The sequence below is a fragment of the Lutibacter citreus genome (assembly GCF_003260195.1).
In the GTDB taxonomy this organism is placed as follows: Bacteria; Bacteroidota; Bacteroidia; order Flavobacteriales; family Flavobacteriaceae; genus Lutibacter; species Lutibacter citreus.
This window is the reverse complement of record NZ_QEIH01000006.1, coordinates 196640-211021: the sequence shown is the minus strand read 5'-3', so window position 1 is coordinate 211021 and position 14382 is coordinate 196640. Positions and strand designations below refer to the sequence as shown.

7 protein-coding genes are annotated in these 14382 nt (G+C 32.1%); all 7 read left to right on the top strand.

Annotated features, from left to right (window positions below):
* The first annotated feature begins 94 nt into the window (after positions 1-94).
* The 7 genes from DAD81_RS13845 (at position 95) to DAD81_RS13815 (ending at position 14305) form a co-directional block, all read left to right on the top strand.
* A complete protein-coding gene (locus DAD81_RS13845; RefSeq protein WP_111708874.1) occupies positions 95-2737 on the top strand; it encodes a PQQ-binding-like beta-propeller repeat protein in 2643 nt (880 codons plus the stop codon).
* A 15-nt stretch (positions 2738-2752) separates the two neighbouring features.
* The gene (locus tag DAD81_RS13840) at positions 2753-4132 is read left to right on the top strand and encodes a glycoside hydrolase family protein (protein WP_111708873.1); all 1380 of its coding nucleotides are present in this window, start codon (positions 2753-2755) and stop codon (positions 4130-4132) included.
* 79 nt (positions 4133-4211) lie between these two features.
* Complete coding sequence (locus DAD81_RS13835; protein ID WP_111708872.1) at positions 4212-6836, top strand: glycoside hydrolase family 2 protein; 2625 nt, start codon at positions 4212-4214, stop codon at positions 6834-6836.
* Between the two features lie 46 nt (positions 6837-6882).
* Entirely contained in the window at positions 6883-8922 is a 2040-nt protein-coding gene (locus tag DAD81_RS13830) for a hypothetical protein (RefSeq protein WP_111708871.1), read from the top strand.
* A gap of 75 nt (positions 8923-8997) precedes the next feature.
* Positions 8998-10485 (top strand): sulfatase family protein, encoded by a 1488-nt coding sequence (locus DAD81_RS13825; RefSeq protein WP_111708870.1) that lies wholly within the window; start codon positions 8998-9000, stop codon positions 10483-10485.
* Positions 10486-10624: 139 nt separating this feature from the next.
* On the top strand, positions 10625-12556 hold the full coding sequence (locus DAD81_RS13820; RefSeq protein WP_111708869.1) for an FAD-dependent oxidoreductase: 1932 nt from the start codon (positions 10625-10627) through the stop codon (positions 12554-12556).
* Positions 12557-12622: 66 nt separating this feature from the next.
* A complete protein-coding gene (locus DAD81_RS13815; RefSeq protein WP_111708868.1) occupies positions 12623-14305 on the top strand; it encodes a sulfatase family protein in 1683 nt (560 codons plus the stop codon).
* Positions 14306-14382 lie beyond the last annotated feature (77 nt).

Here is a 14382-nt window from a genome sequence, read left to right as displayed (position 1 = left end):
ATTGACTTAAAAATACAAATAATTTACGCATACATATAACAAGAATGTTTAAAAGGATGAATTTTAACTTTATAATTATCAAACCAAAAGAAAGATGAGAAACAAATTTATAATACTAGTAATTATTTTATTTTCAGTTAGTTGTAGTGCTCAAAATTTTTCAACAAAAGAAAACGGAATTAGAAACTGTATTATAGCAAATGTAAAGGGTAATAATGTATTTTATTTATCTGAGTTAAGTGGAGGTGTTTCTTCATACACATTAGAAGGGAAAAACCTATGGAGGAATGCCACAGATGAAGAGGCTGTGTTGTTTGAAATTAATGCTGTAGATGTAAATGAAGATGGAAACGATGATTTAATTGCAGCAAGTGGAGACGGAAATATTTATTGTTGGGATAGTAATGGATCATTACTGTGGAAATTTACACCTGAGGTTAAAGTTCGTTTTTCAGAAGTTGCTGTTGTAAATAATAGAACAATTCAAATTTTTGCAGGTGGAAATAATAATAAATTGTACGAATTAGATTCCAAAGGAAAATTAGTTTCAACAACTCCAATTAAAGGTGTTGTTAGAAAAATTGAAGCAGGTAGGTTTACTGGAGATGGAAAGCAATCTTTATTTGTATACACTTATAATCATGATAAATTTCGTTGGGAATTTATGGGTTTTATAGATGCTGAAACTAAAGAAGTTATTAAAAGTGTTTCTCTTAATGATAAAAGACTAAAAGAATTAAGAAAAGCAATGGTTACAGATGTTGAAATTGCGGATATTAATGGAGATAGTAAAGATGATATTTTGTTTTTTGGAGATGTTTCTTTTAAGGCATTAGTTGTTGGATTAGATTCAGATTTTAATGTAATTGTTCAATTTCAAGCTTCTAATAAAGATACACAGCGTTATGCACATTCTCAAGGAACATTTTTACCAAAGCGAAATGAAATAATGTTTCAAAATGGAGGGATTTTATTTGTGCTAGATTCAAAAGGAAAATTAATTGCTAAATCTGGGGAACGATACGGAGCTATGGTTTACAACGATTTTGTATTTGAACCAAAGTCTAATCAGTTAATTGCTGCAGGTGAAGTTGATGGAGGAAACACATTATATTTTTACGATGTAAGTAAAAATAATTGGTGGAATACAACTCACAAAATGCAAGGTAGAATGTTAGAGGTTGAAAAAAATATTGATAAGCTTTATCAGCAAACATTAATGTTTACACCTCCAAGTTATCAAAAAAAATCTGATGAGGATTGGGTGATGATTACTTCAAAAGAAATTGATTCAAAAGTTAAAAAATTAAAGGGGCAAGATATTAAATTTGTAATTCAAAAAGCACCAAAAGAAGGAACTGATCGCTCACATTTAGTTGCGAAAATCGGGAAAACTGCTTTGAAGAAAGATAAGCGTGGTAAATATCAAGAAACCAGAGAAGAAATTGTTCAAATGGCAAGAGATTATGAAGCGCAAGGACAACCTTTTACTTTTTGGGCAGGACACGGAAACGATCCTTTTTATATTCAAATTGAAACTTTAGAAAAAATATTAGAAGTAGCACCAACAACTTGTTATGGCTTTGTATATGCTGAAATGGCAAATGTTGACGATCCAAGAGTTGTTCATTTTGTAAAAGAATATTTACCTCGCTTGGCAAAAGCAATTCGAAAAAATAATAGAGCCAAATTATATTTTAGATATAAAAATATGTTTTGGGCGGCAACATCACATTTACCATTGTGGAAAGAAATGTTTTTCTCAGGAAAATATAGTGATATTCTTATTCCAGCATCAGAAGATACAAGTAACCGTATTCAAGATTTAAATTTAGCAGGAAGAGTAGGAATGATGTCTGGTGGTTATGTAAATGATTTTGCAATGCGTTTGGTTGATGATAATCCAACTAGTTGGAGACCGTTAACTCCTGGAGGGCAAAATTCAATTTCTCCTTATTTACGTCAAGGTGTTGTTATGGCAGCATATGGTGCTCGTTATGGAATTATTATAGATAATAACTTCACAAAAGGACCAGGGCTAAATGTGTTATTTGCATTAATGAAATCTGGAGTGCTTCCTGTTGTTGAAAAAGAAAACATTCAATCAATAGGATCTTGGCATTTAATAAAAGAAGTTGATGCACATTTAATTCATTCAGTAGATGATCACCATAATTTAAAACATTATAAGAAGGATGATGACAATGCAGTTTTCTCAGTAGGACAAATGCATTGGGCTGGTGCAAGTGTACCAGAATATGATTTTTCAAATGCTGCTTTAGGTGTTAAATACCGTTGGCTAAATTATATGCCAATAATGCCTTACGGAATGGTGCCTGTTGCTCCAATTGAAAGTGAGAAATTGGTTGAAGGGCAGAACAAACCATATTTTGTGTCTAATGCCAAAGTTGGGTTTGTGAACGGAGAAAAAATTGAGGCAAAACAATTTGGGTCAACCATAACTAAAACAGTAAAAGAAGGCGCTGATAAATTACCAATTATTGTAGAGGGAGCATCTTGGAGTGCTGTTAAAATAGATGATAATCATACTAGATTAATTTTAGTTGATCCTGGTTATATCAATCCTCAAGAAAGAAAAGTAGTTGTAATATTTCAACATAGAAAACCGAAATCAGCTACGGATATTTTAAGTAATGAAACTGTAGAAATAATTAATAATACATCTAAATTTTTGGTACCTGCAGGTTCAATTAGGTTTATTGATATTGCTTATTAATTTAAATTTTTTAAAATGAAAAACACACGTAATTTAGTAACAATATCAATCTGGTTTTGTTTTACATTATTTTTTGCAATACCATCATGTTCTTCAGATGATATGAAAGATGTAGATTTAATTGAAGAAGAGAAACAGGTTGAAGAGATTGAAGAGGTTGAAGAAGAGAAGGAGGTAGAAGTTGTGGATGTTCCTAGACTTTTAGATGATGAAGATCTTTTTTATACAATTGTATCAAATTCAAACTATAATAAAAATCTGGTGACAGATTATAACGCTGATATTATTTTTTCAACAGATGATAGTGTTATACTGCAAGAAGCAATAGATGATGTGTCAGCAAACGGAGGTGGGATTTTAACTATTCCTGAAGGAAATTTTTCTTTTGATGATATTCATTTAAAATCCAATGTTCATCTTAAAATTGACGAAAATGCTGTAATTAGACCAACAGATAGAAATGATACAAAGAACTATTCTATTTTTCATTTAGGAGTAAAAAATCAATTACCAATTGAAAACATTTCAATAACTAGTACAAACGGAAATAAGTTTAAAGTTGATTTTACACAAGTTAATAACCCAAATGTACAAGTAGTTAATTGCAATAAAGTTACCAATTTTTTGATATCAGATATTATGGTTGACGATGTTTATACAAAGTTTTCTGTAGTTACTATGGGAGGTGATGATTATAATAATTCTTATCAAATTCCTGAAAATGGAATTGTAAAAAATATTCATGTTGAAAATGCACATTATGGTTACGGAACGGTACAAACTCAATCTGCAACTAACATTTTATTTAAAGATTTATCAGGTGTTGGAGGAGCAACTTTAAGATTAGAAACAGGTTTTACAGGATTAAATGATTTACAAGTAGTAGGGCAACCAAGAGTTGGTGGTTTAGATAAAATTGTAGGTCGAAATATTTCGTGTACAAATGGAAATTCAGCAGTAATGATATCTCCACATGCAATGCATAACGGAGTTGTAGATATTGAAGGAGTTACAACAAGTAGTGCAGGATTTGCAGTAAGAATAGAATCTGGTTTTATTTCAAACAAATACGATCAAACTATTGGTTTAACTCAGGGTACTTTTGAGTTTGTTTACGTAAAAGATGTAAAAGCTACCTATGGTGAAAATGCAGAGTTAAAGTCTAAGCATTTTGGTTGGTATCCATCGGAGATTGCTGATCCAAGTACTTCAAGTTCGTATGATGATGCTATAACAATTGGACCATCTATAGCTGCAATTTTAGCAGATGCAAATTATACTTGTAAAGCAGGAGAACAAACAGTTTTTGTGCAAGAGCCAATTGAAGTAACTGGTTTTTTATATCAAGAAAATATTATACCTGAAGAGTTTGTGAATACAGATTGTTCTAACTAAAAAGCCAAAAGAGAAACGTTAAAAATTTTGCAACAGGTTGGTTGTGTTTAATTTATATAGCATATTAAGAATTCATCAAATGGAAATAAAAGCATTCAAACATTTAAAGAAACTAGTATTATTAACAGTATTCATAATGTGTTTTCAGCAAACAGAAATGTTGGCGCAAATAAAAGAAAATATTAATGCTAATTGGTTTTTTCAGAAGGGTGAGGTGTCTGATGCTTTGTCCAAAAATATAAATCAGAGTAAATGGCAGAAGGTTGAAATTCCACATACGTTTAATCCTTCAGGAACTGCAGAAATTTACCGAGATCAAAAAGAAGAAGTAGGATATCAAGGCCCTGCGTGGTATCGTAAAGATCTTTATATTCCGCAGGAATTAAAAGGGAAAAGGCTGTTTCTACATTTTGATGGAGCATACATAGATACTGACGTATACATTAATGGTGAAAAGATTGGAAACCATAAAGGAGGGTATTCCGCTTTTGTTTTTGAGGTAACAAACAAGGTGAAATATGGTCAGGATAACCTTATCTCAGTTAGAGTATCAAACGAGTATAGTCCAGACATTACACCTTTGGGAGGTGGATATATCAAGTTTGGAGGAATCACTAGGCCTGTTTCTTTAATAGTTAAGGATGAATTTTGTATTAGTCCGTTACACTATGCTTCAAGTGGAGTTTATTGTAAGCAATTAAATATTTCAGAAGAAAAAGCGGAATTGGAAATTGAAACAGTATTAAATTCTTCTGTAACTTCAAAAGGAAATTATAAGATTGTATGTCAAGTTATTGATGCTAACAAAAAAGTTGTAGCAAAAGAAACTTACAAAGGCAAATCTACAAAAGCTGGGCAATGGAATGTAAACATACCAATATCAGTAAAAAATCCAGTTTTATGGAATGCAAAAGAAAATCCAGCATTATATATTATACAGGTAGATTTATATCAAGATAATAAATTAGTGGATACGGTTACTGAAACAACAGGATTTCGTTATGTTTCAGTTGATGAGAATAAGGGCTTTTTCTTAAATGGAAAATCATTCCCTTTGTATGGAATTGCAATCCATCAGTATTATCCTGGTGTTGGATCGGCAATGCATAAGGAACACTTTGATGAAGATTTAGAGTTAATGCTTGATTTGGGTGTTAATGCAGTGCGTCTTTCTCATTATCCACATAGTGAATACCGTTTAGATCTTTGCGATAAATATGGAATTGTAGCTTTTTCTGAAATGGCTTTTATTAAAGAGTTTTTTGGAACAGAAGCATTTGTAGGGAATTGTCAACAACAAGTAAAGGAGATGATTTATCAGTTATATAATCATCCTTCAATTGCTATTTGGGGATTGTTTAATGAAATACGTTACGATACATTTAAAGGAGTTGATGGGGTGCCAATTGTAGAAGGATTGAATAAGTTGGCTAAAGAAATTGATGCCTCCCGCCCAACTTGTGGAGTAAGTTGGAAAGCAGGTAAACGAAATGATGTTGCGGATATCTCTGGGTGGAACCGCTACCAAGGTTGGTATTGGAATGCTTATCCGGGTGGTCCAAACGATTTTACATGGTTGGATCAAATGCATGAACAATTTCCAAATCGTAAATTGGGTATTACAGAATATGGTGGAGGTGGCGCAATCAACCATTTTGATGAAAATAGAAAATCAGCACCGTATAATCAAGATCAGTTTCATCCTGTAGACTTTTATAATTATAGTCACGAAGAACATTGGAAAGAAATGAAGAAAAGACCTTGGTTGTGGGGGAATTTCATTTGGACATTAACTGAGTTTTTGGTTCCAAAATATGATCAAGGTAGAGCATCTTATCTTCACGATAAAGGATTAGTTGGTGAGAATCGTATTCAGAAAAAAGATGTGTATTATTTCTACAAGGCTAATTGGAAAAAAGAACCAGTTTTTCATTTAGCATACAAACAATTTGATATCCGATTAAAAGACAATGCAGAAGTAACCGTATACTCTAATCTTGATAATGCAACACTTAAAATAAATGGTGTTGATTACGGAACGCTAAAAAATGCTTCTTATGGAATTTACCGTTGGAATGAAGTACCGTTGAAAGTTGGAGAAAATAAAATTATTGTTAGTTCATCAAAGAATGGGAAAATATACGAGGAAAAAGCGGAATGGTATTATATAAAAGATATTCATAATAACTCAAAATTAAAGGAGCTGGTTCAATGTGGTGCTGAATGGAAAACCTTGTTTAAGGAAGAAATTGCACAGACTAAGAAAAAAAGAGGAAGTGGTGTACCAGGGGAAGAGGTTAATGCTTCTTTCAATGTGTTGTCAGATAATTGGAAAAGTAGTGACCAATGGCAGTCTACAAAACTACCTTTGTTTACAACCACACAAACTGCTACGGGTAATTGGGAAGGTAAAATGGTATACCTAACAAAAGAGTTTGAAGTTCCAAAGGAAGGTTTAATGAATCCACATATTTATCTAAAACAAACGGCTAAACTTTCTACAGAAAATGCAGGTAGAATTTCAATTGCAATTGATGGAAAAGGAGTTTTAACATTAGAAGAAGGGTATGAAGATTATCGTTTGATTCCAATACTAGAACGTTTAGGAAATCTGAAAGCTGGGAAACATAAAATTTCAGTGATAGCGAATACTCCTTTAAAAGGTGGAATTCTAGATATAGGTTTAGTGGATAAAATTTTATAAATGTCATTTGGAATATGTGCATTGTGTTTGATCAATTAATAAGTTAATGAATAGTAAGAATTGTATTTGTCTAATATTACTCGCGTTAGTTTGTAGTAATAGTTTTTCACAGAAGAGTTTTTCCTCTATTGCAGAGGATAGGTATCCTAAAACAGTAGCTTTTAGAAGTACGGAATATGCTCTTAGAAAAAAAATATTTGTAGTGGATTCTGCTTTTAACAAAGTTGATGGAAAAAAAATAACTCAGGTTCAATTTGCTCGAGATATGTCTCGTTTTCCTGTAATAATGGGGAAAATGGTAGACGAAGAGAGAACAGGTGGTACAAATAAGGTGTTAAAGGGTTATTCGTTTTCTAAAAAAGAGAACCCTGAAAGTAAAGTGATTCTTCATTTTAATGGTAGAAATAGGAGACCTGAATTTCTGACAAATAAGAATGAACCTTTTTATCCTGGGCATTGGTTATATAGAGTGCCAAATGAAATTATACAAAGGGGAGCTATTTCTAAAGAACAAAAATCATTTGTACTTAAAGATGTTTCTATGTTTAAAGGAGTGAACTTTAAGAAAAAGAATATTGTTTTTTGTTTATATGCAGTTAAGAATAAAGTTAAGGATTTTTACCACAGCGAATATGTAAAAGTTACAGATGTTGACTTTAAGAATAATAAAATTATAGTAGATAGAGGCTATTTTAAATCTATTTCAAAAGAATACAAAGATGATTTCGGAATTGCTGAATTAGCCGTTTTTGAGCGTAAAGGAAATTATCGTCTTTATTATAACTTCTCTAAGCTTTCTCCAAAAGATAAATATGGAAGAACTTCTAATGAAGCTTTAGCTGATGAAATAAAATCATTAAAAAACGGAAAATTAAAAGCGATTGATGGAGTTATTTTTGATGCAGCATCATTTACAGCCCCATTCAAATATTTTGATGGTAATGTTGATTTGAATATTGATGGAGTTCCTGAAAAATTTGGGTTTAAAAATGGAGTAAATCAAATGATGATTGGTTACGATGATTTTTTCAAGACAATTAGAACAAAAATGGGACCAGATTTTATTGTTATGGCAGATTCAAGAACTGCTTTTCACAATAGAAGTTTTACATATCTTAATGGGACAGAGTCCGAAGGGTGGCCGCAAAAGAAGGATGGTGAATTTCTGCTACAATGGTCTACAGGATTGGCAAGACATGAGTTTATTAATGACCGTTTGTTTGATGACACCTCGAACAAACTTATTCAGTTTAATGTAAATGTAGGCTCATTAAATAGTGGTCAACAGCGACTTATTCAAGTTGCAGCTGCTTGCGAAAGTGCGGCGCATACTGCAAAATATGTGCTAGATAATAATACAGGGAAAGTTGTTGGTTTTACTGATGAAATGTCCAAAGGAATAGAAAATGATTTTAGCGGTTGGTTAGGGGAACCTTTAAGTAGTATAAAGACATTAGCAACAGAGGAAACTAGTTTTAAAGAAGTAAATAACTTAGAGTTTAAAGAAATAAATGAATTAACCGAGACGGAAATGCCTGCTTCAGAAATCATATTAAATAATATTGAAATAAAGGGAAAACAGTTTTATGTTAGATTTAAAATTAAAGGAGAACCATTAGAGAATTATCCAGAGAATATTCCTAGAGTATGCAGTGTTGAAGTCTTTCCAGAAAACTCATCTTCATTTAAAAATAAATTACCCGAAAAAGGTATTAAATCTTTAACACCGTACCGTCAAGAATTTTATGTAGATAAAAAAGGACAGGAATATGGAGCTTATTTTAGATGGATATCTGATAGTAAAGTGAAATTAAAATTCACTATTGAAGGAATTGAATCGGCGAATATAGAATGGGTGAGATTATATAATACTCCAGACATTATTCATAGAGAATTTGAAAATGGAATTGTTATAGGGAATCCATCCTTAGAATCTTTTGAATTTGATTTAGAGAAAGAATACCCGAACCAATCATTTAAAAAAATAAAAGGCTTTTTTAACCCAAGATATAATACAGGTGAAATAATAGGAGATAAAATTATTTTAAACTCTTTAGATGGTATTTTTCTTGAGAAAATGAATTAATTAAATCTAATTTTTATAGAGCCAGATCCTATTTTACGAGCTTAGAAAAAACAAGAAAAAACAAAATATATCAATATGAAATTTAGTGTAAAAATAGTTATAACAAGTTTATTATTAAGTCTCTTAATAGTTCCAATTCAAGCTCAAAAACAACCAAATGTTGTGGTAATAATGGCTGATGATATTGGTTTAGGAGATATTAATTTTTATCATAAAGAAAGAACAGGTAATAATGGAGTTGTGCCAACACCTAATATTGATGAATTAGCTCAGGCTGGAATGCGATTTTCAGATGCACATTCACCAGCATCTTTATGTGCGCCTACTCGTTTTTCAATGTTAACGGGTAATTATTCATTCAGAAATCAACGTCCGTATGGAGTGTGGTCTCCAGATGCGGATGCTTTAATAGATTCAAACAATTTTACAACTATTGCTCGCATAGCCCAAAAAGGAGGATATGCAACTGCCTTTTTTGGAAAATGGGGATTAGGAGGTTCTTGGAAAATAAAAAATAAAGTTAACTGGGAAAAAGAAGACGGTGGTGCGTTAACGTATGGTTTTGATTATGCGGTTGAACTTCCAGAAGGTATCCAAAATAAACCATATGCGTTTTATGAAAATCAAGTTTGGATGAAATTGAAAGAAGATTCAGTTTTAAAAGAATTAGATGCAGATCAAACAGGATATTCAACTTCAAAAAAACATAAAACTCGTGGAGGTGTTGGAGATTCTAATTGGGATCCAAAACAAGCAGGCCCAGTTTTAGTGGGTAAGGCAGTTGATTATATTAAAAATCAAGCTAAATCTAAAAAACCATTTTATATGTATTACTGTAGTCAGGCTGTACATATTCCACACGAACCACCTGCAGAATTTAACGGGAAGAAAATAAAAGGAGCTACGCCAGGTAAACATGGAGATATGATTTATGAGCTTGATATTCAGGTTGGTTTAATTGTAAAAGCTTTAAAAGATGCTGGTTTGTATAAAAACACTTTATTAGTGTTTACGTCAGATAACGGTGGACTTTCATTTGATAGAGATATGACCAAAGCGGGTCATGTTACAAGTAATGGATTAAATGGTAGTAAAGGTTCAATATATGAAGGAGGACATCGAATTCCTTTCTTTGCAATTTGGCCAGGGAAAATTAAATCTAATATTGTTTCAAATGTACCAATTGTTGGGCAAGATATGGTTGCTACAATTGCAGAGTTGTCTAATCAAGAATTGGATAAAACAAAAGTTTTTGATTCAGCTAACTTGTTACCTGTGTTTTTAGGGGAAACTAATAAACCAATTCATAAATATTTAATACATCAATCTAAGGGTGGCCCAACGTACGCTATAAGAGATGGTAAATGGAAGTTGATAATTAAAGGGATTAAGCCTAATAAAATGGAGAACTTGAAACCGATAGCTCTTTTTAATTTAGATGAAAATTTAACTGAAAAGGAAGAGGAAAATGAAATAAATAATCCTAAATACTCTGATAAAATAAAACAAATGTTTGAAGCATATGTTGATGTGCGTGCTAGTGGAAAAGTAACTGTATACTAGGTTTTGGACTTAGAGATACATTGTATAAATTTTAAACAACATTTATTGCGGTTATAAAACCTTAATTTGAGGGATGAAGTTTCTTAAAAGAAAAAGAAAAAATAGTTTTTATTGATTTTCACTAATTATAATTACAAAAATGAAAAGAAGAGATTTTTTTAAAAAAGGAGTAACAGGGGCAGTAGCTGCATCTATAATTCCAATGAGTGTAATTGCTGCGTCTTCTGAAGTTTCAAATTCAGACAATCGTAAATATGATAAGTGGAAACATATGGAGTCCGAAAAAACGGGAACTCCTAAAAGAAATAAAGACATATATGTTGATGTATTGGTTGCTGGTGGTGGAGTTGCTGGTTGTTGTGCTGCAGTTTCCGCAGCTCGAAATGGAGCTAAAACAATGTTAGTTCAAGACAGACCAGTTTTAGGAGGAAATGCTTCAAGTGAAATAAGAGTACATTTAAATGGTGTTACGCATTTAAAGGGAGCACATCCAGAGAGGGAAACAGGAGTTGTTGAAGAATTATTATTAGCCAATCGTTTTCATAATCCTCAAGAATCATGGCATGTTTGGGATCATGTTGTGTACAATTATGTTACAGAAGAACCAAATTTAAAGGTTTTGATGAACACTCAAGCTATAGAGGCTAAAATGAAAGGGGAACGCATAGAATCAGTAAAATGCTGGCAGTCTACAACTGAAATGACATTTACAATTTATGCCAAACAGTTTATAGATTGTTCTGGAGATGGTTTAATGGCTGCTACTTCTGGTGCTTTGTATAGGACTGGTAGAGAAGGAAAAGAAGAGTTTAATGAAAAATTTGCTCCAGACCAACCAGATGGTTGGCAAATGGGATCAACACTTATGTTTAGTACCAAAGACATGGGAAAACCAATGCCATTTGAAGCACCACATTATACCATTCCTTTTAAAGCTGAGGAAGCTGCAAAAGAAGATAGGAAAATTAAGCAGTTTAAGCAAGGATATTGGTGGGTTGAAGTGGGTAGTGATGACGATATTATTGCAGAGGCGGATGATATTAGACAAAGAATAATGGGACATATGTATGGTGTTTGGGACTATATTAAGAACTCTGGAAATCATCTAGAATCTGAAAATATAGCCCTTGATTGGGTGGGCTCATTTCCTGGTAGAAGAGAATCTAGAAGGTTTATGGGAGATCATATTCTTACAGAAGGTGATCTTTTAAATTTTCGTCATTTTGATGATGCAGTTGGTTATGGAGGTTGGTCTTTAGATGAACATAATCCTGGAGGAATTGAAAACTTAAGTGATCCTCCAAGCTTTTTTCATCATAGATTTAATAAAGTTTATGAAATACCATTTGGCAGTTTGTATTCTAAAAATGTACCAAATTTAATGTTTGCTGGTAGAAATGTAAGTGTTAGCCATATTGCACTTTCATCAACACGTCTTCAAGGAACCTGCGCTACTATGGGGCAAGCAGTAGGTACGGCAGCTGTACTTTGTGTTGAAAAAGGTATAGATGCTCGCACATTAAGAGAAAAGCATATTAATGAATTACAAGAGCAATTGTTGAGAGATGATGCTTATATTCCAAATCGGCCGGCAAAAGACACTAAAGATTTAGCAAAAAAAGCTTCTTTAATAGTTGCTAGTTCAACAAGTTCAGGTGATCCTAAATTATTATTAAATGGGTACTCTAGAGATGTTCAGGAAAGAGAAGAATTAAACCATTGGCAATCAGAAATGTTACCAGCTGACGTTGTTTTAGAATGGATAAAACCACAAAATATTTCGAAAATAGAAATTAAATGTGATACCAATACAAGGAAGAATATAATGATGAGGCATGATTCAAAAGTTGGTGATAAAAATATAAATACTGTTCCTCCAGAACTAATGGAGTCGTTATCTGTTGAAGCTAGAGTTAAAGGTGAATGGATTCAAGTAGGAGACATAAAGAAAAACAAGCGCAGATTAATCAAATTTAGTTTTGATTCAATTAAAGCAACAGCGGTAAAAGTTATATTGAAAAATACATATGGTAAAAAGGTTGGTAGACTCTATGAAATAAGGTGCTACTAATTACAGGTAATAGAATTGGTATTAAACGAGAATTAAGTTTAAAAATTAAAAATAAATAGAATTAAAATGAAAAAGTTTATTGTAATATGTATTACTGTTTTAACAATAGTTAATTTACATGCACAAAAGAAAAAACCAAATATTTTGTTTATCATGTCTGATGATCATACATCACAAGCAATTGGAGCTTATGGAAGTAGGTTGGCAAAACTAAACCCAACTCCAACTATTGATGCTATTGCTGCTGAAGGTGTTGTAATGACCAATGCTTCTTGCCAAAATGCTATTTGTACACCAAGTAGAGCTTCAATTATGACTGGGCAAAGTAGTGCCGTAAATGGTTGTCCAACGTTGGCAGATCACCTACCAAAGGATAAACAATATTTAGCCATTGAAATGAAAAAAGCTGGATATCAAACAGCAGTTATAGGAAAATGGCATTTACATGAAATTCCTGAATCTTTCGATTATTATAAAGTGTTTCCAGGGCAAGGTTCTTATTTTAACCCTGTATTTTATGATATAGATGGTAAGGAGAAAATTCAATGGAAAAAATATAATATTGAAAAAGGTTCAAGAATGAAAGGCCATTCTTCAGATTGTGTTGGTGATTCTGCAATTGAATGGTTTAAGGAAAAAAGAGATCCAAACGAACCCTTCTTTTTGAAACTTCATTTTAAGGCACCACATGATTTGTTCGAGTACGCACCGCGCTATGAAAATTATTTAGCTGATGTTAAAATTCCTGAACCTTCAAATATGCGAGATAGAAAAGAAAATGGTTCTATTGCAACTAGAGGTTATAATAATGAGTTGGAGCAGTATATAGGAACTTCAATAGGGAAAAGAAATCCAAGAAGAAACTATACAAATTCTGGAGCTTGGTCTAAAAAGTTAGATTTTACTAAAAGCGACGAAGAAATTCACGGAGATGCATACCAAGGTTATATGAAAGCTTATTTACGTTGTGTAAAAGGAGTAGATGATAACCTAAAACGAGTAATTGATTATTTAAAAGAAAATGATCTTTATGACAATACGGTAATTATTTATACTGGAGATCAAGGGTTTTATTTAGGTGAACACGATTATATGGATAAGCGATGGGCATATGAAGAATCTATGAGAATGCCTTTTATTATTCGTTATCCTAAAACTATTAAACCAGGAGAAATTGATGCTATTGTAGAAAATATAGATTATGCACCTACAATGTTAGATTTTGCAGGAGTTTCAACACCTAAATACATGCATGGTAAAAGTTTTAAGTCAATTTTAGAAACAGGAAAAGAAGCTAAGGATTCAAAAAAAGCAGCTTACTACCATTATTGGATGCATATGACAAGTCATGACAATCCAGGGCATATTGCTATTAGAACTAAACAATTTAAATTAATTCAATTCTACGGAACTAAAATTAACGGAGATCAACCACAAACACCTCCAGGTTGGGAGCTGTATGATTTAAAAAATGACCCTTCAGAAGATTATAATATTTATGATAATCCAAAATACAAAGATGTAATAGCAGATTTAAAAATACAACTTAAACAACTTAGAAAAGATTATGGTGAAGATGATCCTAAATTCTCTTTTAACAAAGTAATAGATGAATATTGGGATTATGATGAAAAGCATAAGCAGCGAGCTATTGAGATTTCTCATGAGTATTTAAAAACTGTTCAATCCAATATGTACGTGAATAACCCTCAAAAAAAGGTAAAAATTAAAGTCAAGTCTAAACATTAATAATAAAGCTCACAAAAAAGTATTTATTAAATTATTGAGTTTTATTTTAATTGATTGTGAAAAGACCTTGTTTGTTA

Coding starts and splice junctions, on each gene's coding strand:
- DAD81_RS13845 (WP_111708874.1), top strand. CDS start 95: ATGAGAAACAAATTTATAATACTAGTAATTATTTTATTTTCAGTTAGT.
- DAD81_RS13840 (WP_111708873.1), top strand. CDS start 2,753: ATGAAAAACACACGTAATTTAGTAACAATATCAATCTGGTTTTGTTTT.
- DAD81_RS13835 (WP_111708872.1), top strand. CDS start 4,212: ATGGAAATAAAAGCATTCAAACATTTAAAGAAACTAGTATTATTAACA.
- DAD81_RS13830 (WP_111708871.1), top strand. CDS start 6,883: ATGAATAGTAAGAATTGTATTTGTCTAATATTACTCGCGTTAGTTTGT.
- DAD81_RS13825 (WP_111708870.1), top strand. CDS start 8,998: ATGAAATTTAGTGTAAAAATAGTTATAACAAGTTTATTATTAAGTCTC.
- DAD81_RS13820 (WP_111708869.1), top strand. CDS start 10,625: ATGAAAAGAAGAGATTTTTTTAAAAAAGGAGTAACAGGGGCAGTAGCT.
- DAD81_RS13815 (WP_111708868.1), top strand. CDS start 12,623: ATGAAAAAGTTTATTGTAATATGTATTACTGTTTTAACAATAGTTAAT.